The 24428-nt window shown below is 52.0% G+C and carries 22 protein-coding genes and 1 tRNA gene; 3 read left to right on the forward strand and 20 right to left on the reverse strand.

From position 1 onward, the window contains the following. Positions 1 to 75 precede the first annotated feature (75 nt). Positions 76 to 150, forward strand: a tRNA-Arg gene (locus SELR_RS08145). Positions 151 to 252: 102 nt separating this feature from the next. Here SELR_RS08145 and SELR_RS08150 read toward each other — a convergent pair. The 6 genes from SELR_RS08150 to SELR_RS08175 form a co-directional block, all read right to left on the reverse strand. Then, complete coding sequence (locus tag SELR_RS08150) at positions 253 to 2187, reverse strand: helix-hairpin-helix domain-containing protein (RefSeq protein WP_014424740.1); 1935 nt, start codon at positions 2185 to 2187, stop codon at positions 253 to 255. Positions 2188 to 2320: 133 nt separating this feature from the next. After that, positions 2321 to 4618: a DNA helicase PcrA gene (pcrA, locus tag SELR_RS08155; RefSeq protein WP_014424741.1), complete on the reverse strand. Its 2298-nt coding sequence runs from the start codon at positions 4616 to 4618 to the stop codon at positions 2321 to 2323. A gap of 114 nt (positions 4619 to 4732) precedes the next feature. Next, positions 4733 to 6379 (reverse strand): putative manganese-dependent inorganic diphosphatase, encoded by a 1647-nt coding sequence (locus tag SELR_RS08160; protein ID WP_014424742.1) that lies wholly within the window; start codon positions 6377 to 6379, stop codon positions 4733 to 4735. Between the two features lie 16 nt (positions 6380 to 6395). Further along, positions 6396 to 6653, reverse strand: coding sequence for a carbon storage regulator (locus SELR_RS08165; RefSeq protein WP_014424743.1), 258 nt, complete (start codon positions 6651 to 6653; stop codon positions 6396 to 6398). A 138-nt stretch (positions 6654 to 6791) separates the two neighbouring features. Further along, positions 6792 to 7229, reverse strand: a complete 438-nt coding sequence (ndk, locus tag SELR_RS08170) for a nucleoside-diphosphate kinase (protein WP_014424744.1) — start codon at positions 7227 to 7229, stop codon at positions 6792 to 6794. A 19-nt stretch (positions 7230 to 7248) separates the two neighbouring features. Beyond that, entirely contained in the window at positions 7249 to 7782 is a 534-nt protein-coding gene (locus tag SELR_RS08175; RefSeq protein WP_014424745.1) for a gamma carbonic anhydrase family protein, read from the reverse strand. A gap of 178 nt (positions 7783 to 7960) precedes the next feature. Here SELR_RS08175 and SELR_RS08180 point away from each other — a divergent pair, with 178 nt between their 5' ends. Beyond that, positions 7961 to 9280, forward strand: coding sequence for a hemolysin family protein (locus SELR_RS08180; protein ID WP_014424746.1), 1320 nt, complete (start codon positions 7961 to 7963; stop codon positions 9278 to 9280). A gap of 58 nt (positions 9281 to 9338) precedes the next feature. Here SELR_RS08180 and SELR_RS08185 read toward each other — a convergent pair whose 3' ends face one another. The 5 genes from SELR_RS08185 to SELR_RS08200 all read right to left on the reverse strand — a co-directional run bounded on the left by SELR_RS08185 (position 9339) and on the right by SELR_RS08200 (position 13892). Continuing rightward, positions 9339 to 10094, reverse strand: a complete 756-nt coding sequence (locus tag SELR_RS08185) for a class I SAM-dependent methyltransferase (protein WP_014424747.1) — start codon at positions 10092 to 10094, stop codon at positions 9339 to 9341. 113 nt (positions 10095 to 10207) lie between these two features. Continuing rightward, a complete protein-coding gene (locus SELR_RS08190) occupies positions 10208 to 11362 on the reverse strand; it encodes a D-alanyl-D-alanine carboxypeptidase family protein (RefSeq protein ID WP_014424748.1) in 1155 nt (384 codons plus the stop codon). A gap of 187 nt (positions 11363 to 11549) precedes the next feature. Next, on the reverse strand, positions 11550 to 11702 hold the full coding sequence (locus tag SELR_RS18650; protein WP_102013420.1) for a FeoB-associated Cys-rich membrane protein: 153 nt from the start codon (positions 11700 to 11702) through the stop codon (positions 11550 to 11552). A 21-nt stretch (positions 11703 to 11723) separates the two neighbouring features. Further along, positions 11724 to 13619, reverse strand: coding sequence for a ferrous iron transport protein B (feoB, locus tag SELR_RS08195; protein ID WP_014424749.1), 1896 nt, complete (start codon positions 13617 to 13619; stop codon positions 11724 to 11726). A 48-nt stretch (positions 13620 to 13667) separates the two neighbouring features. Next, positions 13668 to 13892, reverse strand: coding sequence for a FeoA family protein (locus SELR_RS08200; RefSeq protein WP_014424750.1), 225 nt, complete (start codon positions 13890 to 13892; stop codon positions 13668 to 13670). 654 nt (positions 13893 to 14546) lie between these two features. On the opposite strand from SELR_RS08200, the gene SELR_RS08205 reads away from it, so the two are divergent. Continuing rightward, positions 14547 to 16022, forward strand: coding sequence for an IS1182 family transposase (locus SELR_RS08205; protein WP_014423221.1), 1476 nt, complete (start codon positions 14547 to 14549; stop codon positions 16020 to 16022). A gap of 426 nt (positions 16023 to 16448) precedes the next feature. Here SELR_RS08205 and SELR_RS08210 read toward each other — a convergent pair whose 3' ends face one another. From SELR_RS08210 to SELR_RS08250, 9 genes are read right to left on the reverse strand one after another with little or no spacing between them, the layout of a single operon-like run. Next, on the reverse strand, positions 16449 to 17372 hold the full coding sequence (locus SELR_RS08210; RefSeq protein ID WP_014424753.1) for a bifunctional riboflavin kinase/FAD synthetase: 924 nt from the start codon (positions 17370 to 17372) through the stop codon (positions 16449 to 16451). Between the two features lie 9 nt (positions 17373 to 17381). Then, positions 17382 to 18251: a tRNA pseudouridine(55) synthase TruB gene (gene truB / locus SELR_RS08215; RefSeq protein WP_041914689.1), complete on the reverse strand. Its 870-nt coding sequence runs from the start codon at positions 18249 to 18251 to the stop codon at positions 17382 to 17384. A gap of 14 nt (positions 18252 to 18265) precedes the next feature. Continuing rightward, complete coding sequence (locus SELR_RS08220; protein ID WP_014424755.1) at positions 18266 to 19216, reverse strand: DHH family phosphoesterase; 951 nt, start codon at positions 19214 to 19216, stop codon at positions 18266 to 18268. 5 nt (positions 19217 to 19221) lie between these two features. Beyond that, positions 19222 to 19602: a 30S ribosome-binding factor RbfA gene (rbfA, locus tag SELR_RS08225; RefSeq protein ID WP_014424756.1), complete on the reverse strand. Its 381-nt coding sequence runs from the start codon at positions 19600 to 19602 to the stop codon at positions 19222 to 19224. Positions 19603 to 19636: 34 nt separating this feature from the next. After that, entirely contained in the window at positions 19637 to 22105 is a 2469-nt protein-coding gene (gene infB, locus SELR_RS08230) for a translation initiation factor IF-2 (RefSeq protein ID WP_014424757.1), read from the reverse strand. A 20-nt stretch (positions 22106 to 22125) separates the two neighbouring features. Further along, complete coding sequence (locus SELR_RS08235) at positions 22126 to 22446, reverse strand: L7Ae/L30e/S12e/Gadd45 family ribosomal protein (RefSeq protein WP_014424758.1); 321 nt, start codon at positions 22444 to 22446, stop codon at positions 22126 to 22128. Positions 22447 to 22448: 2 nt separating this feature from the next. After that, entirely contained in the window at positions 22449 to 22730 is a 282-nt protein-coding gene (rnpM, locus tag SELR_RS08240) for an RNase P modulator RnpM (protein ID WP_014424759.1), read from the reverse strand. Between the two features lies 1 nt (position 22731). Then, a complete protein-coding gene (gene nusA, locus SELR_RS08245; RefSeq protein ID WP_014424760.1) occupies positions 22732 to 23868 on the reverse strand; it encodes a transcription termination factor NusA in 1137 nt (378 codons plus the stop codon). 35 nt (positions 23869 to 23903) lie between these two features. Continuing rightward, the gene (locus SELR_RS08250; RefSeq protein WP_014424761.1) at positions 23904 to 24359 is read right to left on the reverse strand and encodes a ribosome maturation factor RimP; all 456 of its coding nucleotides are present in this window, start codon (positions 24357 to 24359) and stop codon (positions 23904 to 23906) included. Positions 24360 to 24428: the final 69 nt, after the last annotated feature.

Raw genomic sequence — 24428 nt, forward strand, 5'->3', positions numbered from 1 at the left:
CCAATAAAATTAAACTAAAATGCTTAAAACTATTGACAAAATCAGAATATGTATGCTAATATAATACCTGTTGTTGCGCTCGTAGTCCAGTGGATAGGACGTTAGCCTCCGGAGCTGAAAGCGTGGGTTCGACTCCCGCCGAGCGCACCATTTTTGTCTATACAACACCTGCTTTTCCGATGATTGGCAGGTGTTTTTTATGCCATCAAATAAAAGACCTCAGGGGAAATTTCCCTTGAGGTCTTTTTGCAATCAATGCAGCATATTTTCCAATTCTTCCGGGCTTATGAGCTGTGTACCGACTTCCCGGGCTTTTTTTGCCTTGGCGCTGGTACTGTTTACATCCTGGATCACCAGATAATCTGTCTTGCTGCTGACGGACTTGCCTTCTTTGCCACCGGCGGCTTCAATCAGCTCCACATAATAATTTCTGGGCTTGGCCATCTTGCCGGTCAGGACGAAGATCTTGCCCGCATATTCCCCTGCAGGAGCTTCCTGCTTGGCATAGGGAGCAATGGTCACATGACGCTCCAGCATATTTACCGCCATGGTGAATTTATTCGAGGTCAGCATTTCTGCCGTCTTGGGGCCAATCCCATTGATTTCCTGCAGCATGGCCTGCGGCTCCTCGGCCTCAGCAATGACCTGATTGATTTCCTCGATGCTGCCAAAGCGATCTGCCAGGATCTTGCCCACATCGGTGCCAATCCCCGGCAGGCAGAGCGCCTTGATAAAGCGCGGCAGCTCCACATCCTGGCTGGCCGCCGTGATGCTGTTATAAAGCTTCTCCGCCGATTTTTCAGCAAAGCCCTCCAGTTTCGCCAGCATTTCCGCCGTGAAGCTGAAGAGGATCGTATAGGTAGGCTTCACCGCCGCATACTGCTCTTTCCAATAGGCTACCATCTTGCGGGCGGTCTCAATGGACAGGCCGTCAATATTCAGCACATCCTTGCTGCCCACAAAGGCGATATCCTGTGCGATGCGCTCGTCGCAGGCCGGATTGTTGCAGAACTGCTGGCCGTTGATCTCCTCCAGGGGTTCGCCGCAGGAAGGGCAGACAGCCAACGTAATCTCAGTATTCCCCGGCTCCAACACCTTGGTAATCTGGGGAATGATCTCGTTGGCCTTATGGATTTCCACCTTAGCTCCGATGGAAAGTCCCAATTCCTTTATCATTGCCGCATTGTGAAGCGAAGCGCGGGTTACCGTAGCACCATCAATCTCTACGGGATCGACAATGGCTACCGGCGTAGCCTTGCGCCGCCCCATCTGCCAGATAACATCGCGCACCACGGTCACGAATTTTTCCGACAGGGCCTTATAGGCAAAGCCATTGCGCGGATGATGCGCCGTGAAACCGAATTTTTCCAGGCTGTTCCGTTGTCCGCTTTTGACTACGATGCCATCGATGGGAATGGTATTCTGCAGCTTCAGCGCATCATAGTAGGCCTCGATCTCTTCTAAGGCACTATTCGGCGATGCAAGTTCCTGCATGGAAGTCACTTTGAATTCCGTATGGGAGGAAATGATCTGCCGGGCTTCCTGCGGCGTTACATCCTCCCCGGGAAGCTCATAGCAGACATAGCTCAGATAATCCACATAGGGACTGCGCTCCTTGCGGCGCAGAAGTCCTGCTGCCGCATTGCGCATGTTCTTCATGGGTTCATCGCCATGAGCCATAAGTTCCTCATTCATCTTGGCAAAATTTTCCTGCGTGATATAGACCTCACCGCGGACGGCATAGCCGCTGTTATTGACACCAGGGCCTTCATAGGCGCTGATGAAATTCGGCAGGACTTCGCCAATCCGCCCGCCTAAGCCCCGGGTGACAAACCGGCAGGAACCATCGGCATTCGGATAAGCTACGACAGTCAGACCGTCAAACTTCGGCTGGATCACTACCGGCCAGAGTTCTCCGACCTTCTTGACCAGATCAGCCTCATCATCCACGCCCTTGGTCCACTTGCTCAGCGAAGTCACCGGACTGGGATGGGTGAACTTATCAAAATCACCGGTAGCGCCGCCGGGCACATAGTTCAGATCCTCGGCGCCGTATTTATCGATATAATCCCGGCGCAGGGCATCGTATTCTTCATCAGCCAGCACTGGATCGTCCAATTCATAGTATTCGCGGTCGGCTTTCTTAATTGCTGCTAAATGTTCTTCTCGTGTTAAATCTTGTGACACTATATCACCTTCTTGATATTGATAGTCCGCAGTAAGCCGGGCGGAGGGGGATGGCTTTCCGTAGCGTTTGACGCTTTTTGTCTAAGCGAAGGAAAGTTATCCCCTTCTGCCCAGCGCCTACGATGCCAATATGTTATACCTTACTGATGGGCGCATATTTCTGCATAAGCCCCTTCACGCCTTGGCCCGGGAACGCGATCTTGAGCTCGACTTCTTCACCTTCGCCCTTAACGGAAACGACGGTTCCTACGCCCCACTTGCCATGCTGGGCCTTATCCCCGACTTTCCACTGTACGGAAGTATCGGGACGGATCACGCCGGTCTGAGGCTGGACATTGACGCCGCGCTTCTGCAGGGAATTCATGACTTCCAACGCTGACTTAGCCTTGTCGGAGAAGTTCGCGCCGTTGCCCATCTGGCTGGCAGAGGGGCGGAAAGTCATGGTACCGCTGCGCTGCTGGGCACCATAGTGGTTGGCATTGGCAAAGCCATAGGCGTTGACACGGGGTACCAGGCGCTCCGTATATTCCGCGGGAATCTCATCCAGGAACCGCGACGGCGTAGATGCGCTGGTCTTGCCATAAATCGTACGCTGCTGGGCGCAGGTCAGATAGAGCTTGCGCTGGGCACGGGTGATGCCCACATAGCAGGTACGGCGCTCCTCCTCGATCTCATTTTCATCCATAAGCGTACGGGAATGCGGGAAAAGCCCCTCTTCCATGCCCACCATGAAGACCGTGGGGAACTCCAGACCTTTAGCCGAGTGCAGCGTCATGAGCGTGATGCGGTCATCTTCCAGCTCCGCATTGTCAATATCCGATACCAGGGACAAGGTGGACAGGAAGTTTTCCAGCGTCGGATTGTCCTCTGCCTTCTGGAAGTCCCGGGCCACACCGATGAATTCCTTGAGGTTTTCAATCCGGCTTTCGTTCTCGGGCTTCTTTTCATCCTGCAATTCCTTGATGTAGCCGGACTCTTCCAAGACCTTTTCAATCAGATCATCCAAACGCAGATTGCTCTGATAGCCCATGAACTGGAAGATGAAGGTAGCAAAGAGCTCCAACGGTCGCTTGGCTCTGGTCGTCAGCCCTTCCACCGCATCGAGATTGGACATCACATCGAACAGTGTCAGCCCGTTGAAATCCGCATATTCCGTGAGCTTGGCAATGGTGCTGGCACCGATGCCCCGCTTAGGCACATTGATGATGCGCAACAGGCTGACCGTATCCAGCGGATTGTAGATCACCCGCAGGTACGCCAGGATATCCTTGATTTCCTTGCGGTCGTAGAATTTCAAGCCGCCCACCATGGTATAGGGAATGCCATTGCGCATAAACATTTCCTCGATGACACGGGACTGGGCATTGGTGCGGTAAAGGATCGCCATATCGCCATAGGATGTATTGAACAGTGTCTTCTGCTTGTTCACCGTGGTGGCTATGAACTGGGCTTCATCCCGTTCATCCCGGGCTTCATAGATGGTCAGCTTCTCCCCCGTGGCGTTTTCCGTCCAAAGGTCTTTCTTCTTGCGGTTGATGTTGTGCTCAATCACGGCATTGGCTGCCGCCAGGATATTCTTGGTGGAACGGTAATTCTGCTCCAGCTTGATAGTGCGAGCTTCGGGGTAATCCTGCTCGAAGTCCATGATGTTGCGAATATCCGCACCGCGCCAGCCATAGATGGACTGGTCCGCATCACCCACGACGCAGAGATTATGATGCTTGGCCGCCAGGATTTTCGTCAGCTGATACTGCGCACCGTTGGTGTCCTGATACTCATCCACCAGGATATATTTGAAACGGTTCTGGTATTTTACGCGGATTTCCTCATGCTCCTCCAAGAGAAGTACGGATACCATCAGCAGGTCATCAAAGTCCATAGCATTGTTGGCCCGGAGTTTCTTGGCATAGAGCGCATAGACTTCTGCCACTTTCTTCTGGAAGAAATTATCCGCATCCCGTTCAAAGGCCTTGGGGCCCATAAGCTGGTTCTTGCCGTTGGAAATGGCATTCTGCACGGCACCGGGTGCATACTGTTTGGGATCCAGATTCAGTTCTTTCAGGCATTCCTTGATGACCACCTGACTGTCGCTGCTGTCGTAGATGACGAAGTTGCGCTTATACATGCCCGTGGCTTCGACTTCCCGCCGCAGGAATTTGGCACAGAAGGAATGGAAGGTGGAGAGCCACACATCCTTGGCCCCCTCGCCGATCATGCGGTCCACGCGTTCCCGCATCTCAGTGGCAGCCTTGTTGGTAAAGGTGATGGCCAGAATGCTCCAGGGAGACACGCCCTTGGCCAGCAGATTGGCAATCTTGCATGTCAGCACCTTGGTCTTGCCGGAACCTGCGCCAGCCATAATGAGAAGTGGTCCATCCGTATGCTCAACCGCCTGTTTCTGGGCGGGATTCAGTCCTGCAAAAATATCCAAAATAGTCCTCCAAAATTCTTTTTCTCTTTTTCCTTGTCCTTACATAAGACAGAAAGCCCGCCTCTGACAGATGTAAGAGGCGGTGCTTCCTTTATAACAGGTCAAACCATAAAATTATTTGCTGATGCATTTAACCGCTTCAGAAAGAGGCGGGATAATCTGCTTCTTGCGGCTCATGACGCCGGGCAGATATACATGGGTGCCGCTGGCATCCTTCTTGAAGGCTTCGCCAATCAGCGTCTTCGGGGAACCCGTGAAGAGCAGGTACGTTGCCTCTTCGAGGATATCCGTAACCATCACGAGGCTCATATCGAAACCATCATGGTCGCAAATCTTCTGCATGGCTTCAATCAGCTGCGGTTCGAGGTCCATGACTTCCTTAGTGTCCATTACGGAAATCTGGCTCACTATGATGCGGTAATCGCCAATCTGGAATTCCTTGAGGTCGTTCTTGGCGATCTCAGCCGGCGTCATATCGCCGATGCCGGAACCGGCCTTGAGCATTTCCATGCCGTATTCGTTGATGTCCACGCCTGCAATCTCAGCCAGACGGTAAGCCGTCTTCTTGTCGTATTCCGTGCAGGTCGGGGATTTAAAGAGCACCGTATCGGAGATGATAGCCGACAGCAAGAGGCCGGCGATGGAAGCCGGGATATCGATATCCTTCTGCCAATGCATATTAGCCACGATGGTTGCCGTGCAGCCAACGGGTTCAGCATGGGTGAAGATCGGCTCGCTGGTCTGGATGCCGCCGAGACGATGATGATCCACGATTTCCACGATCTTGGCTTCTTCGATGCCCTCTACGGCCTGACCACGTTCATTGTGATCCACGAGGATAACCTGCTCACGCTCCGGAACCATGAGGTTGTCACGGCTTACGATACCCACAAGCTTGCCGTTCTCGACAACCGGATAGTTGCGGTAGTTGGTCTCATCCATCGTGCCCTTGATATCGGAGAGCATATCCAGCGGCTTGAAGCAGACCGGATTCTCATGCATAATGCGGCGGATGGGCACGCACTGATTGATCAGGCGGGCCACCGTATACGTGTCATACGGCGTGGACAGAACGAACATGCCCTTGGCTTCAGCAGCTTCGATAACGTCCGCAGAAACACGGCCATTGCCCGTCACGATCAGGCAGGAAATCCCCTGATTCACGATGTCAATCAGCGTTTCATCATGACGGTCGCCTACGAGCACTACGTCATTTTCGCTGATGATGTTCTGGATCATGCTGATGGAACCAGCGGCAATGCGTACATTGCCCTTGATGAAGTCGCCTTCCTCACCAGAAACCAGCACCTTGCTGTCGGTAGCGGCAATCACATCACGATAGCGCACGCGCATATCGGCCAGATTCTGCATGCCCAGTTCCTGGAAGTAACGTTTAGCCAGGTCGGAAACCGTCACGATGCCCACCATGACGCCCTTGCTGTCCGTAACCGGTACGGAACGCAGATCATGTTCGCGCATAACCTCACCCAGACGACGCAGCGTATCATGCTGACGCACTACGATCTGGCTGTCCAGCATCACATCTTTTACCCGGGGATAAAGATCAGCCAACAGCAGCGGCTGTTCCACGCGGAAATGCTCCAGAGCATACTTGGTTTCCGCATTGACTTTGCCTGCTCTGGCGGGAACGACGTTTTCCCCCATAGCCTGCTTCAGATGAGCATAACCGATGGCGGAGCAGATTGAGTCCGTATCCGGATTGCGATGACCAATGGTATAAATAGGTTTTGCGCTTCTCATAAAGAAAAATTCCTCCTCATATTACAGCGGTTTCAGCCGCCTGCTTGCTAATGCTGTGACCAGCTACCTTCATGGCATTTCCCTGTGGCTCCTGCGCTGCACGAGCCTGGGCCTGCCGGTCGAATTTCTGTGGATCTTCTTCGCGTTTTATGGAAATCTCTGGCGGTGCGGTAATGCCTATTTTGATTTTTCCTCCGCTGACCTTGACGATACTTACCACAATATTATCGCCGATCATGATTTCTTCCTGTGCTTTCCGCGTGAGTACCAGCAAAATCGCACTCCCCCTTTAATCCGTCACTGTTAATGATATCACAACTGACGGGGGAATTTCAAACGAAAATACAAGTTTATGGACAGAAAATAAAGAGATCCGCAGATAAATCGCATCTGCGGACCTTCTTGCTAAAAATTATTCCATCACATGGTACTCGCCATCGAGGATTTCCGTTTCATTGAAGAAAATATGGATTTCCCGCTGGGCGCTTTCCGGACTGTCGGAGGCGTGTACCGCATTGCGGCGGCCGTTGGTGGCGTAGAGCTTGCGGATCGTGCCTTCGGCAGCTTCTGCCGGATTGGTCTTGCCGTGCAGCTCACGGACGCGGGCGATGGCATTCTCGCCTTCGAGGACCAGCGCAATCAGCGGCGCCGATGTCATAAAGCCCACCAGATCGCCATAATAAGGACGCCCAATATGTTCAGCATAGTGGATGGAAGCCAATCTTTCATCCATCTTGAGCATCTTCATGGCTACAATGCGGAAGCCTTCTTCTTCGTACCGTTTGATGATATCGCCGCTGTAATGCAGGGCAAATGCGTCCGGTTTGATGAGTACCAATGTTTTTTCCATGTCTAACTTAACCCCTTGCTTATTTATTGTTGATTTTATCCAGTTCCGTCTGGTAGATTTCCGCTACCTGCCGGTAATTCTCCGCCGAAACCTGCAAAGCTTCGATTTCATCTTCCCGCAGGGCCCGGATGATCTGGGCCGGATTGCCGTAAACCAGGGAATTGGACGGTATCTTTTTGTGCTGCGTCAATTGGGTGCCTGCACCGATGACCACATTATCACCGATTTCCGTATAACCAAGAATAATAGAGCCCATGCCGATCAGGCAATTGCTGCCGATTTTTTTGGCATGCACCACGGCATTATGCCCCACAATGACATTATCGCCGATTTCCGTAGACTCATCCGCCATCACATGGATGGTGCAGTTATCCTGAATGTTACAGTTTTTACCGATGGTGATTTTCTGGAAATCACCGCGTACCACAGCATTGAACCACAAGCTTGTGCCTTCACCGATTTCCACATCCCCCACCACCGTAGCCGATGGCGCCATGAAGACATCTTTGCCCATAACAGGTGTTTTCCCCTTGTAGGAAAGGATAGTGCTCATAAATACCGCCTCCTGGTTCATTTTGGAAAACTATGATTCACTTTCTATTATTCTCTATTATAACGATTTTTGCGAAATTTAGCAAATATCACGAAGAAATAACTTTAGCATTGGTTTTTCCCACTGTCTATGATAGAATATTTCTTATACTATAGTTTTTTAAGGATGTGACTTTACGTTGGATAATTCTGACGCGGGCCTATTACTGGCCTTAATGTTTATTTTTCTCTTTACCCTGGGTTTCTTCTCTTTGATGGAAACCGCCATTACCGAAAGCCATAAGAGCAAACTGGAAAAAATGCAGGAAGATGGCGATACCGCCGCAGAAAAAGCACTGGAGCTTCTCGAACAGGCCGACCGCATGTTGTCCCTGTCCCAGATTGGCATCACCATGAGCAGCATCCTGATCGGCGTCTGCACAGGTGTATTGCTGGCGCCCATGATTGCATCGCTGCTGCCACTTCCCCAGGCAGATTCCCTGGCACTTGTCATCAGCATCCTGCTGATTACCTATATCTCTTTGTTGCTCGGGGAGTTCCTGCCCAAGAAAACGGCCCTGCACAATCCGGAAAAAATGCTCCTGAAATACAATGGTATCATGTGGACGCTGGCCCAGCTCACCCGGCCCTTCGTCTCCCTGTTGTCCGGCTCCGCCAATATGATCCTGTTGATCTTTGGCATCAATCCGGAAGCCGACGACACCGTGACCGAAGATGAGGTCAAGGATCTCATTGAGCAGGGCACCGAGGACGGCACCTTTGAAAAGACCGAGCAGGCCATGGTGGATCGGATTTTCCACCTGAGCGACCAGACCGCCTATGCCCTGATGACGCCCCGCACCCAGATGCTCTGGCTGGATCTGTCCGACTCCCTTTGGGAGAACATGCGGCTGATCCGGGAAACGCCCCAGGATATTTTCCCCGTGGGACGGGACAGTCTCGATGATTTCTGCGGCGTGCTCTATGCCAAGGATCTGCTCAATGCCACTTTGGCCCATGAGGTATTGGATCTTTCCCAGTATATCCGCAAGCCCCTTTTCATCCCCCGCTCCATGGAAACCTTCCGGGTGCTCCAGCAGTTCCATACCACAGGCATCCATGAAGCCATGGTGCTGGATGAATACGGCGGCGTGATTGGCTTTTTGACCATGGACGATATCCTGCAGGAAATCGCCGGGGAATCCTTCGCGGCCCATGAAGAGGACACGGCCCAGATCACCCCCCGGGATGAGAACAGCTGGCTCGTGGACGGGCTCTACGATATCGATGATTTCAAGGAGCGCTTCTCCATTGAGGAACTGCCCGACGAAGATCACGACCATTACCAGACCATGGGCGGTTTTCTGACCTCCTATTTTGGTTATATCCCCAAGGCCGGTGAACGCATCAACTGGCAGGATTTCACCTTTGAAGTCGTGGATATGGATGGCGCCCGCATCGATAAGATCATGATCACCCAGAATCCGCCCGCAGAAAATACAGAAACGGCAACCGAATAGAATATAACACAAAGAACCGCCTCTCTGAGCCTTGAGAAGCGGTTCTTGCGTATGTATGTTATTTGCTCGCTATGATGCCGAACAAAGGAAGAGTATCGAATTTCATGGCTGCATCCACGCGCACCCGCGGTGCAATGTCTTCTTCCAGCGTCACCTTCATGCCCAGGCTGCGCAGGAACTCAGCATCCCATGCAGGGCGGCGATGACTGCTGATCCGCAGCTCATCTTTGATATCATTGCATTCCGTCACCAATTCCTGACGGATATTGGCATGGACATCGGCCTGATCTTCCTTGCGGGAAAAAGTCATCAGCCCATAATCCGAATCAAAATTCAAGAGCCTGCCGCCTGGCTTCAATACGCGCTGCCACTCGCGGTAAGCCTGCATGACATCCGGCAGCGTCCAGGTCAGATTGCGGCTGATCACCACATCGAAAACCTCATCATCAAAATCCAGCGCCTGGGCATTCATCTTGTGGAATTCTGCCCTGCAGCCTGCTGCCAATACATTCTGCTTAGCCTGATGAAGCATATCCGCTGACATGTCAATTCCCGTAACCTGATGCCCCAAACTCCCCAGCAGGATGGCAAAGAACCCCGCACCTGTCCCCACATCCAAAATCTTCAGGGAAGCTGCTGCCGCCAGCTTTTCTGCCAGATAGCTGCGCCAAGCGGCAGCACAAGGCCCGGCCAGCTCCTTCAGCCGCAATCTGCTGAAGTCACGGCTGCGCTCATCCCAATAAGCCTCAATCAGATCCGTCAAGACGGCATCCTGATCATAAGTGAAAATTTCCTGCTGCATATTGTTGTTCATAAGCTCTCTCCTCTTCATCCCCATTCCCTGTTTCCTAGTTTACTCCCATTTCTGCAAAAATTTAAGCCCCCCAGGGGGTTGTTAATCCCCTGGAATGCTTAAAAAATTTTTCATTATACCAATTTCAATACCCAGGAAAACATCTTCACAAAGAAAGAGCCGAAACTGAAACCGCTATTCACGTTCTCTGCCAGCATGTCCACATGCTCCACATCCTGTCCGTTATAGCGAACTACGATCTGCCCCACAGGCGTACCTGCCTTCAATGGAGCCTCTACAACTTTGGGCACATGATAGACCAGGGAATAATGGCTCTTATCCTCGCCATTGATCAACGGGAAATTGATATCCCGGGCGGGATACAGATCCACCGAAGCCTGCTGGCCATTGGTCACCCAGGCCCTGCGGCTCACCCGCTCCCTGGAGAGGGCCTTGGTTATTTTCACATGCTCAAAGCCGTAATCAAGAAGTTTGGCCGCATCCGTGAAACGGTCATCCAATGTGGGCGCTTTCATCAGCACCACAATCAATTCCACGCCATTGCGTTTGGCCCCTGCAGCCAGACAGCCGCCTGCCGCCTGCGTCCAGCCAGTTTTGATGCCGGTCATACCCGTATATTTACCCAACAGTTTATTGGTATTATGGGCCTGGAAGGATTTATTCTTCGGTGACTCCCAACGGATTACCCGTTGAGGCTGCTCCACGATTTCCCGAAAGGCCTTATTCTGCATGGCATAGCGGGCCAGCTTGGCCATATCCCGGGCCGTAGAATAATGACCGGCCTCCGTCAGTCCGTTGGGATTGACAAAATGCGTGTCCTTCATATCCAGTTCTGCCGCCTTGCCATTCATGATACCGGCAAAGGACTGGACATTGCCGGCCATAGCTTCTGCCAAGGCCACCGCCGCCCCGTTATCAGATTCCAGCAACATTCCGTTCAAGAGTTCATCAGTACGAATCCGCTCTCCTGTCAACACGCCCAAGGGCGAAGATTCCGTATGCGCCGCCGCACTGGACATAGTGATATCGGAACGCAGATTCATCTGCTCCAGGGCCAGTATTCCCGTCATCATCTTGGTCATGCTGGCCGGATAGAGACGCTCGTCGGCGTTCTTCTCCCAGATCACACGCCCCGTGGACGCCTCGATGATGATGGCGGCCTGCGCCGTGATGTCCGGCTCACCACCCTCACCAGCCGCCACTGGCAGCTGCACCACCAACATACATATGCCAATAAATATCGAGAAAATCTTTTGCCATACTTTCAAAATATAATCTCCCCATACAAATCCATGAAAACCAAAAATAAAAGGCTCTCCCTGCGGAAAGCCCTTATAGTATAACACGTTATGCCATTTTATGCACGGAAAATTTCTTATTTTCCAACCATAAAAGCCCAGGGCCAGGCAACGTCTTTTCGTCACCTGGCCCCGGGCTCTTTGCTATAGCAATAGCTTACGATTTATGGCTATGGCATCCTGAACATCCGCAGCTGCATTCGCTGCTGCTGCAGCAATCATTATGTCCCGTGCGGAAGTTGTTATACACATGCCGCAGGGCGAAGAACAAGGCGATAGCCAAAACGACACCTACAACATAAGTTGCCATAAAGATTCCTCCAATCAGAAATCAGAAGCCGAGAAGTCTGCCAATCTGGTATACCACCAGGGAAACCACCCAGGCAATCACAAACATATAGACAGCGGAGAAGCCCATCCACTTCCAGCCGCCGGCTTCCTTCTTGATCGTACCCAGAGCCGTTACGCAGGGCGTGTAGAGCTGGGAGAAAATCATGAAAGCAAAGGCAGACAGAGCCGTGAAGCTGGTAGCCATGCCCGTCTTCATCAGGGTATCAGCCGTTTCCAGTGCATCTTCTGCTTCCGTGGAAACATCAGCTGCACCATAGAGGATACCGATCGTTGCTACTACCGTTTCTTTGGCCATAATACCGGAAAGCAGGGCTGCGCCAGCTTCCCAGGTATCGAAGCCATGGAACACGAACAGGGTGCTCATCCAGCTGCCCAGCGTTACCAGGATGGACTCGTTGATTTCGCAGGGACCATCGAAGTTGTAGTTGGACATAACCCAAAGGAGAACGGAAGCGGCAAAGATAATGGTACCGGCTTTAACGAGGTAACCCTTACCCTTATCCCAGGTTTCCAGCAGAACCGTCTTCATATCCGGCATACGATACGGCGGGAGTTCCAACAGGAAGGTGGAACCGCCATCCTTGAACACCGTGCTGCCCAAGAGCTTAGCCGCAACGATAGCCATAACCACACCGATGATATACATGGAGAACACGATATCGGCGGCATTATCCGGGAAGAACATAGCTGCAAACAGAGCCATGATCGGCAGTTTTGCACCGCAGGTCAGGAACGGCGTAACCATGATGGACACCATGCGGTCTTTTTCCGAATCCAGCGCACGGGCACCCATGATGGAAGGAACGCCGCAGCCAAAGCCCATCATCAGCGGCATAACGCCTTTACCCGTGAGGCCGCAACGACGCATGATCGGGTCCATGATAAAGGCAATGCGAGCCATGTAACCCGTACCATCCAGGAAGGACAGGCAGAAGAACAGCACGAAAATCAGCGGTACGAAGGTCAGCACCGCGCCGACACCGCCAATGATACCATCGGTAACCAAAGATACCATCCATTCAGCCACACCGGCTTCCGTCAGGCTATCCTTGGCAAAATCCAGGAAGTCTTCGTTGATGGCAGAGTCCAGTGCATCAGCAATGGGCTGGCCAATCCATTCAAATGTGATGTTGAACACCGCATACATAATAGCCAGGAAAATTGGCAGTGCCAGAATGCCATTGGCCAGGAACTTGTCCAGCTTCTCCGACATATCGGAACCGACATTCTTCACCGTAACGGCTTCCGAAACCACAGAGTCAATCAAAGCATAGCGGGCTTCGATGATCTCTTCGTTCTTCTCATCCTCGCTCTTGGCGCTGGCCTTGATTTCTGCCACCTTGGCGATATGGGCTTTTACCCGCTCACTGGGCTCATAGTTGTCCATCACCGTGCTGGTGAACACGTCCAGCAGCTTCTTCGTGCTCTTGCTGCTGCGGCCAATGCTTTCCACCACCGGCATGCCGAAGGCATCTTCCATCTTGCGGCAATCCACTTTGATGCCACGGCGTTCTGCATCATCCTTCATGTTGAGGTCAATCAGCACGGGAATCCCCTGCTCCAACAACTGCACTGTCAAGAAAAGGTTGCGCTCAAGGTTGGAGCTGTCCACGACATCCACCACAAGGTCAAGCTTATTGTTCAGGAGGTAATCGATGACGATCTTTTCCTCCGGAGAACGGGCATTGATGCTGTAGGTACCCGGCAGGTCCACGATGGAAATTGCCCGGTCGTTATGGCGCGTATAACCTACCTTCTTATCGACTGTAACCCCCGGCCAGTTGCCGATTTTCTGACGGGCACCAGTAAGCTCGTTGAAAATCGTAGATTTGCCCACGTTGGGGTTACCGGTAAGTGCTACTGCTAATGTTGACATTGTATTCACTACATCTCCTCTGTCCATAATTGTCAATCTCCCTGACGATTAATTTACCTGCTGCACCTGAACCTTGGCTGCATCATCGCGACGCAGGGCAAGATTGTAAGAACGCACGCCGATGGCAATGGGATCGCCCAAAGGTGCACTGCGCAGCACCTTGATTTTCGTTCCGGGGGTGAGGCCCATGGTCATCAGTCTTTCCTTGAGGTCGGAATCGCCAATCTGCTGAATCTTCAGCGTCATGCCGGTCTTACCGTCTTTCAATGTCAAAATCAACGCCTCCTAATAATTTCTCTAAAACAATGATAAGATTATTACTACTTAAGTTATGATAACGCATATCAATCACACTTGTCAAGGATTCTCATTTACAAATAGAAAAAATTATCATTCAATAATTTTCAGTTTATTGCATCATATTAAAAAGACAGTTCTCCACACATATAAATTGCAGTTTGTCGGCGCGTTCGTGCTGAAGGCATCCCGTTCATACGCAGTCAGGGGTTCACGGGGGAGTACTTTTTCTGTTTCCGCTAAAACGACCCTCTCGGCAATTTTAGAGCTGTTTAGCCAGATGGCGCCGGGCAAGACCGGCGGCGCGTCTTTCAGCGTGCTTTCTGGTAACTGCCTGCCTTGGGCCGGTCTTCGCTGCGCTCAGACAGTCGCTCCCACAGAAAAAGCACTCCCCCGTTCGCCTCAGCCACGTTTCTGGCAATCGGCACGAACCCGGTTCTCCCGTAACAAGAACATCGATGTGCTTGTATCCTCCAGCCGAAACATAGCAGCATTGACAAACGTAACTCTGGGCGGCGGGAGGCCACTGAAAAAGTCTATATATAACGATAACCGTGGATGGATGTGATGAAATTCGCATTCATCCACGGTTTCTAGTATAATGGAGCCATCAACACTTGGAGGTTCAACATGTTACGGAATAGCCAGCAACTCAAGCTTAGTGAATTTACAGCCATCTATGATCGTCTCATTCCCAAAAATCATTTTCTGCGAAAATTTAATACGCTTGTAGATTTTTCTTTCATTCAAGATGAACTGGAGCATAAATATTGCCTGGATAATGGCCGTAATGCTCTTTCTCCCATAATGCTGTTCAAATATCTGCTGTTAAAGGTTATCTACAATATGTCGGATTCCGATTTAGTTGAACGTAGCCGATATGATATGTCATTTAAATATTTTCTGGGACTCCGCCCTGAAGATGAAGTAATCCACCCTTCTACCTTAACCAAATTTCGTAAACTCCGCTTACAAGATGAGAATATTCTGGATTTGTTACTCAAGAAAAGTATCCAAATTGCTTTGGAGAACAAAGTAATCAAGAGCAAACGAATTATTGTAGATGCTACGCATACTAAGGCTCGCTATAACCAGAAATCTGCCTATGAGCGGTTGTTGGAACAAGCCAAGCTATTGCGCAAGACGGTTTACCAGACAGATTCTCCCCAAAAGAAAGAAAGGTTTCCCAAGAAAGTAGAAAATGGCTCACTGGTGGATGCGCTGGAATATTGCCGACAGTTAATCAATACAATAGAAAATGACAGCCAGATGGCAGAAATGCCTGCCATACAGGAGAGGCTGAACTTGCTCAAAGAAACGGTCGAAGACCATGCAGAACATTTGGCCACTTCCAAAGATGAGGACGCCCGAATCGGGCATAAAACAGCAGATACATCCTTCTTTGGCTATAAGACACATATTGCCATGACCGATGAACGGCTGATTACAGCTGCAGTAGTAACCAGTGGCGAGCGCAGTGACGGGGAACAATTAAGAACATTAGTTGAAAAAACCAGAGCAGCCGGACTGGAAGTGCAGAGTGTCATCGGTGATACCGCATACTCCGGCAAAGAAAATCTTAAATTTGCTGAATCGAAAGATGCGCCAGAAAAATCCTTTGAACTGATTGCCAAATTGAATCCTGTTATATCCAACGGCTCCCGTGTTGAAGGCAGCAATGGTTTTTCTTTCAACAAGGATGCGGGAATGTTCGTATGCCCTGAAGGGCATATGGCCATCCGCAAAGCAAGAACTGGACGCAAAAACAATAGAACAAATCAAAGAATGAGCTATTATTTTGACATTGAGAAATGTAAGCAATGCCCACATTGTGGAACCTGTTATAAAGAAGGTGCCAAAAGCAAGATTTATTCCGTTACGATAAAATGCGATTTACACAAGAAACAACAGGAGTTTCAGGAAACAGAATATTTTAAGGAACAGGCTAGAAAGCGTTATATGATAGAAGCTAAAAATAGTGAGATTAAACACAGGCATGGGTATGACATAGCGTCATCCGCAGGCCTGATTGGTATGGAATTACAAGGAGCCCTAACGCTTTTTGTAACAAATATGAAACGAATTGTGAAAATGATGGAGAAATAAAGCCCTAATAACGGGGGAGATATACAAAATCGTCGCAGAATGATGATAAAAATATCATTCTGCGACGATTTTTTTTGTGGATAATTTGCCAGTCGTATGAAATGGATAGTTTTTCAGTGGCCTCGGGCGGCGGTGGGGATGCTTTTCCACCGGCGGAACGACTGCCTGAACGAAGTGAAGGCTGGCCCGCAAACAGGATTTTCTGGATGCTTCGTTGATGGACGCGCCGCCGGACTTGCCCGGCGCAGGTTGCTGGAAGATGCGTACTGCTGCTGGCGGGACATTTAGTGCAGCGGCGGAAAAGTATTCCCACCGCCACCCCACTGCTCTGTAACAAAAGCGTTCAGGCTCGCACTGACAAACTGCAATAAAAAAGCCCGCTGACATTTTTGTCAACGAGCTTTCCGGCCTCTTGGGCATATTATCTTAATAGCGCCAATAGTTCTTGGCTTTTTCTTTGTCTTTTTTGATTTGCTTCACCAGCTGTTCCACGCCGTTGAAGCGGACTTCGTCCCGCAGTTTCTCCAGGAACTCCACGGCAATGAGCTTGTCGTACAGATCACCCTTGAAGTCCTCGATATTGACTTCGATACGACGGTTACATCCCTTGAAGGTGGGATTGTTGCCGATATTGGCGACACCGTTATACTGCCGGCCCTGAAATCTCACGCCCACAGCATAGACACCATTGGGCAGCATCACCCGCTGCTCGCTGATGGCCAGGTTCGCCGTGGGAAAGCCGATGACTCTCCCCCGCTCATCTCCATGAATCACCCGCTCCATCACAGTAAAGGGGTAGCCCAGGAAATCGCTGGCGGTATGCAGATCGCCTTCGGCAATCAGCGCCCGGACACGGGTGGAACTTACCGGACGGCCATCCCGCAGAACAGCCGGGCAGATTTCGGCCGTAAAGCCATATTCATTGCCCGACCGTATGAGCATCCTTTGGGTGCCCTTGCCCTTGTAGCCAAAAGTGTAGTTTGGCCCCGTCACCACATAGTAAGGTGCCAGGTTCAGCCGCAACAGTTCCAGGAACTCCTCCGGCCGGCGGCTGGCAAATTCCTTGGTAAAGGGAATGGCAATCAGGATATCCACGCCCAGTTCCCTGAGCCTTGCCTCCCGCAGGGTATTGTTGCCAATCTGCGGCGGCAGCGCCTGCGGGGCCAGCACCGACAGCGGATGATTGCTGAAGGTGAAGACCACGGACTTGCCATCGATTTTTTTTGCCAGCTCCACCGCATGGCTGATGATGCTCTGATGACCGATATGGACGCCATCAAACATCCCCAGTGCCACCGTCAGGCGGGGGTATTTTTTTGTCAAATCTGTTAGTTTATTGTATACTTCCATGATTGCTCATCACCGCCCTATTACCTTTACCGGCAGGATTTCTTCTCTGTCTTTATCATAACGGCCAATGCCGATGAAATGGCCATCGGCATAAACCCGCAGTTTTTCGGTCTCTGCCGTGAAATTGCGCACGGTGCTGGAGAGCCCGTTGCCAAAGGCCTTTTCCCGCTTGGGATTCAGGTCAAAGCGCTGCATGCCGCTCAGATATTCATCGGCGGGCAGCAGGGCTTCTGCCCCTTTAGCCGCCAACTCCTCCAAGGTCAGGGCATTTTCCACGGAAAAATCCCCTACCCGCCGCCGCAGCAGGAAAGCCATGGTAGCCGGCACGCCCAAAGCCTCGCCAATATCCTGACAGAGGCTGCGGATATAGGTCCCCTTGCTGCAGTCACAATCAATCAGCAACATATCATGGCTGTATGAGAGCAGCTCCAGCCGATAAATCGTGATTTCCCGTGAGGGGACTTCCACTTCCTTGCCCGCCCGCAAGAGATCACAGGCTCTCTGGCCGTTGATCTTGATGGCGGAATGGGCTGGCGGCGTCTGGCGGATCTTGCCGGTGAACTTCTCCAGCACGGCTTCAATCTCTGACTTGTCAAAATCTGACCAGTCAGTCTGACTTGTCAAAATCCTGCCCGTATCGTCACCGCTGTCGGTGGCGATGCCCAGCTTGATTTCCGCACGGTATGTCTTATCCGTCAGTTCCAGATACTCGATCAGCCGGGTTGCTGTCCCCACGGCGACAGGCAGAACACCTGTGGCAGCAGGGTCAAGGGTGCCTGCATGGCCCACCTTTTTCGTATGGAGCACACGCCGGACATAGCCCACGATATCATGGGAACTCATGCCGGGAGGTTTCAATATATTGAGGAAGCCGCTCAGCGGCTTTGCCCCCGTCATTTTTCTTCCTCCAGCACCTGCATGATGGCTTGGATAAGGTCAGAGCGGGCCTCGGCGCAGTTTTTCGCAATGCTGCAGCCTGCGGCCCGCACATGGCCGCCGCCGCCGAACTGCAGGGCGATTTTCGTCACGTCAATGCCCTTGGAACGCAGGCTCACCCGGCAGAGATTCGGTTCCTTTTCCTTGAGGGTGAAGGCGATATCCACGCCTTCAATCACCCGCACCATACCAATCAGGCCTTCGGGAGCCTCATGCTCCTGCAGGGAAGCATAGTCAAGGCATACGCCTGCCACCTTGCCGTCGGCCAAAAGCTCAATCTTCTGCATGGCGGCAGCCAGGCTCTGTACCTCAGCATAGGGGCGCTGTTCCAAAGCTTCGGAAATCACATGGGGCATAGCGCCACAGGCCAGCAGTTCTGCCGCCGTATGCAAGGTATTGGGGGTGGCATTGGAGAACCGGAACCAGCCGGTATCCATAGCCAATCCCGTATAGAGACACATAGCCATGTCTTTATTGCACGCCACGCCTAATTCAACAATCAACTGGTAAATGATTTCGGCAGTTGCCGCTGCCGTTCCATCGAGATAAAGCTTATCGGCCTGACCATCGTTGGTGATATGATGGTCGATATTCAGCGTAGGAGCTTTTACCGCTTCTGCCACCAGACCGATGCGGTCCAGGCTCACATCCACCGCCACCAGCAGGTCAGCAGGGATGCTTTGTCCCTCCGCAGGTTTCCCTATAAGCTCATATCCCGGCAGCACAGAAAATGCTGCCGGGATATCATCATCGATGAAAACCTGCACCTCTTTACCCAAAGCCTTGAGCGCGTGCATCAGGCCCAACGAGCTCCCGATGGCATCGCCATCGGGGTTCACATGAGCAGTAATCACAAGGCGCTGCACGGACTTTAAGGCCGCTGCCGTTTCCTTCAATGAAATCTGCATTTATTTTACTCCTCAGGAGCCGATTCCGTTGCTTTTGCTTCTTCCTCGGCCTTGATTTTTAAGAGCAGTTCCTGGATATGCGCACTGTAATCCAGCGACTTATCCAAAGCGAAACTGAGTTCCGGGGTTACCCGCAGGCGAATCCGCTTGCCGATTTCCCGGCGGATAAAGCCCAGGCTGCTGTTGAGACCTGACCAGCAGTCCTTTACCTGCTTTTCACTTCCCATCAGGCTGACAAATACCTTGGCCTCCCGCAAATCTCCCGTGCATTCCACGGAAGTCACGGTGACAAAGCCAATGCGGGGATCTTTGAGCTCCCGCAGGATGATCTGGCTGATCTCCTGCTTCATGAGCTCCTGTACTTTTTCCACACGCAGCTGTCCCACAGTTACGCACCTCCTTCTATTGCTAATTCAGTCATTATTCCTCGTTTTCCTTGGCAGCCTTGGCCGCAGCTTCTGCCTGGCGCTTTCTGGCTGCTTCCTTGTTAGCTTCATTGATATCCGTAGCGATCTCTTCCATGGTGTAGGCTTCGATGATGTCGCCCTCCTTGAAGTCACGGAAGTCAATGATGGAGATACCGCATTCATAACCAGCGGCAACTTCCTTGACCTCATCCTTGAAGCGGCGCAGGGAGTCGATCTCGCCATCGAACACTTCGATGTTGTCGCGGATGATACGGATCTTGGAGTTGTTGTGGATCTTGCCTTCGAGGACGTAGGAACCAGCAACGAGAGCCTTGGAGAACTTCATGACCTGACGGATTTCCACGCGGCCCTGGACAACTTCCTTGTACTTGGGCTTCAGCATGCCGCTCATGGCGTCCTTCACATCGTTGAGGGCATCATAGATGACGCGGTAAGTGCGGATATCCACATCTTCCGTGTCCGCCACGCGACGGGCATTGGCATCCGGACGCACGTTGAAGGCGATGATGATGGCATTGGATGCAGAAGCCAGCATAACGTCGGATTCATTGACGGCACCAACGCCGGAATGAACCACACTGACGCGAACTTCATCGTTCTTGTTGAGCTTCAGGAGGGAGCCGCAGAGTGCTTCAACAGAACCCTGTACGTCGGCCTTGACCACGATGTTGAGGTCCTTGATCTCGCCTTCCTGGATCTGATGGAACAGATCATCCAGAGAAACCTTCTTGCTCTTGATCAGGTTGGTGCGCTGACGTTCCACACGAGCTTCGGCGATGGAGCGGGCCTGTTTTTCTTCCAGCACAGCCAGGATATCACCAGCTGCCGGCACATCGTTGAGACCAAGGATCTCCACCGGAACAGAGGGGCCAGCTTTCTTCACGTTGTTGCCACGGTCGTCGATCATGGCACGAACCTTACCATAGGTGGTGCCGCAGACCACGGAATCACCGATGCGCAGGGTACCGTTCTGCACGAGAACCGTTGCCACCGTACCACGGCCCTTGTCGAGCTTGGCTTCGATGATGACGCCCCGGGCGTCACGGTTCGGGTTGGCCTTGAGTTCTTCCACTTCGGCTACCAGCAGAACGTTTTCCAGCAGGTCATCGATACCGATCTGCTGCTTGGCAGAAACCGGCACCATAATGGTGTCACCGCCGTATTCTTCCGGAACCAGATTATGTTCCATGAGTTCCTGCTTCACGCGCTCGGGGTTGGCACCGGGCTTATCGATCTTGTTGACGGCCACGATGATGGGCACGTTAGCGGACTTAGCATGGTTGATGGCTTCCACCGTCTGGGGCATAACACCGTCATCGGCAGCCACTACGAGGATGGCGATATCCGTGATCTGGGCACCGCGGGCACGCATAGCCGTGAAGGCTTCATGACCTGGCGTATCCAGGAAGACAATCTTCTTGCCCTTGCAGTTTACCTGATAAGCACCGATGTGCTGGGTAATACCGCCGGCTTCGTGGGCGGATACATGGGTGTTGCGGATGCAGTCCAACAGAGAAGTCTTACCATGGTCAACATGGCCCATAACGGTAACAACCGGCGGACGCAGCTTCAGGCTCTTGGGATCGTCCTCGATTTCGGGGATTTCCGTCGGATCTACATCAGGCGGCAGTTCTTCACAGGTTACACCGAATTCAGAAGCTACGAGAGCTGCCGTGTCGAAGTCGATTTCCTGATTGATGGTAGCCATTACCCCCATCATGAAGAGCTTCTTCACCACTTCCGCAGCGGTGTAGCTCATCTTGGAAGCCAGATCCTTGACGGCAATCATTTCCGGCAGCTTGATGTGCTTCGGACGGGCGATTTCCATCTTAGGTGCCGGCTGCTGGCCGCCGCGCTTGTTGTTACGGCCCTTGCCGCCACGGCGGTCATTGTTGCGATCATTGCGGCCATTGCGATCGTTCCGGTCGTTGCGGCCATTGCGTTCATTCTTGCCGCCACGGCGATCATTCCGCTCGTTCTTGTTGCGGTCATTGCGGCTGCCGCGCTCATTGCGGTTGTCATTCCGGTCGTTGTTATTATTGTTATTGTGCTCGCTGTGACCGCCACGGCTGCCGCCTTCATGGCTGCGGTTATTGCCGTTGCCATTATTGCTGCTGGCCTTGCGCTGATTATTGTCCCGGTTCTCACGATGTTCTTTGTGCTCGTGATTGCCCTTGTTCTGCGGACGGTTCTGGCTCTTCTCGCCATGCTCCTTCTTCTTTTCCGGAGCATTTTCCCGTACTTCCTTCACCTCTGCCTTGGGCTTTGCTTCCTTGGCAGGAACTTTAGAAGCCGGAGCAGCACCCTTATGGTAATGCTTCTTCAGCGCTTCACGCTCGGCATCACCGACACTGCTGAAATTATTTTTAACGGAAAAGCCGCCCTTCTGCAGCACTTCCAGGACTTCTTTGGTTTCCTTGTTGAATTCTTTGGCCAATTCATAAACTCTAATATTGGACATTGATCCACCCCCGAATTATTTCATAGTGATTCCTCCATCAGCTGGCGAAGTTTTTTCGCAAAGCCGTCATCCGTCAACGCGGCGACAGCGCGAAATTCCTTGCCTAAGCATGCGCCTAAAGTCTCACGATCGAGACAGTAAACATAGGGAATCGCGAATTTATCTGTTAATGCAATGAAATTCTTCTTGCTTTCTTCTGCGGCATCACCGGCCAGCAGGACGAGAACCGCCTGCTTCTTCTTCACGGCCTGTTCCACGGCAAACGCCCCGGATACGATACGGCCAGCCTTCTGAGCCATGCTCAAAAGATTTGTGATGCGCTGTTCATTTGTAATTGCCATATTCAGCCCTCGGCTTCTGGCAGTTCTTTCAACTGCTGCTCCAAAAGCTCATATACTGACTTGTCAATCGGACTCTTGAAGGAACGCTCCAGCCCTTTGCTCTTGCGGGCAGCGGCGAAGCATTCCATCTTGGAACATATATAGGCGCCCCGGCCTGGCTTTTTCCCGGTGGTATCCACGGAAAACTCCCCTTCCGGACTGCGCACGATGCGGATCAGCTCTTTTTTCGGCTTGCTCTCCTGGCAGCCCAGGCACATCCGCTGAGGTATCTTTCTGGTTTTCACCTTACTCACCTTCTGCCGTGAAAGCTTCATCGCTTTCCACTTCCACCACATTCATATTTTCGTCCAGCTCTTCATCGGCAGCCTGGCTTTCGCTCTTGATGTCGATCTTCCAGCCCGTAAGCTTGGCAGCCAGACGGGCGTTCTGGCCTTCCTTGCCGATGGCCAGGGACAGCTGATAATCCGGAACAACCACGCGAGAAACCTTCTCAGCTTCGTTGACGGCAACGGACACAACCTTGGAGGGGCTCAGGGCATTGGCAATGAACTTAGCCGGATCTTCACTCCACTTCACGATATCGATCTTCTCGCTGCCCAGTTCATCCACGATGGCCTGTACGCGCATGCCACGATAGCCCACGCAGGAACCAACGGGATCCACGGATTCGTCCTTGGACCAGACGGCAATCTTGGAGCGGTTGCCCGGTTCGCGGGCTACGGATTTGATTTCTACGATACCTTCCTGAATCTCGGGAACTTCCAGTTCAAAGAGGCGCTTGAGTAAGCCAGGATGAGTGCGGGATACCACAACCTGAGGTCCCTTGTTGGTCTTCTTGACTTCCACGATGAAGGCCTTGATGCGATCGCCATGGCTATAGGTTTCCGTCGGGATCTGCTCCGCCGGCGTCAACACAGCTTCCGTCTTGCCCAGATCGATGAACACATTGCGGTTTTCCACACGCTGCACTAGCCCCGTGAGGATATCGCTTTCACGGCTCTGGAATTCCTCGTAGATCATGCCGCGCTCTGCTTCACGGATGCGCTGCACCACGACCTGCTTAGCCGTCTGAGCGGCCACGCGGCCAAAGTTAGCCGGCGTCACTTCGATTTCGATGACATCGCCCACCACATAGTCCGGACGGATGGTCAGTGCCTGTGCCAAAGAAATCTCCGTGATCTCGTCTTCCGCATCTTCCACGACGGTCTTTACGGCATACACATGATACTTGCCCGTATCACGGGAAAGGGTAACCCGTACATTCTGGGCCGAGCCAAAGTTACGCTTATAAGCCGTAATCAGGGCCTGCTCGATGGCATCGAACAGAATTTCTTCGTCAATGCCACGATCCTTGCTCAGCTCCCGCAGGGTTTCCAGAAACTCCTGCCCATTGTCCTTTGCACGCGTTGTTTTTCTTGCCAAAATTATTTTCCTCCCATTATCTAAAGGCTTACACCTTAAAAATCAATATGCAGGCGAATCTGCGCTGCCTTGCTCAATTCGATGGTCACTTCGTCATCCAATGTGAACTTCTCCCCGTCAAAGGCAGTAAGCACACCTGTGAGATTCTTCTTGCCATCCAGAGGCGCATAGAGAGTCACATCCACGGCCTTGCCCTGCTCCCGCACCAAATCACGGGGCTTTCTGAGCACACGGTCAATGCCCGGCGACGACACCTCCAAAATATAAGCATCCGGAATGATATCCTGCTCATCTAAGATTACCTCCAGCTTTTCACTGAGTTCCTGGCAATCCTCAATATCAATGCCGCCTTCTTTATCGATGTAGACACGCAGATAATAATCCGTGTACTCCTTGACATACTCCACATCCACCAGTTCAATGACGTCCTGACCGGCCAGGAGTTCCTGCACCATGAGTTCTACAGATTCCTCAATATTCTTCGCTGCCATACATCCACCTCCCTATACATCTGATTTGCATTCAAAACATAAGAGTAAAGAGTGGGTTCACACCCACTC

The sequence above is a fragment of the Selenomonas ruminantium subsp. lactilytica TAM6421 genome (assembly GCF_000284095.1).
GTDB classification, from domain to species: domain Bacteria; phylum Bacillota; class Negativicutes; order Selenomonadales; family Selenomonadaceae; genus Selenomonas_A; species Selenomonas_A lactilytica.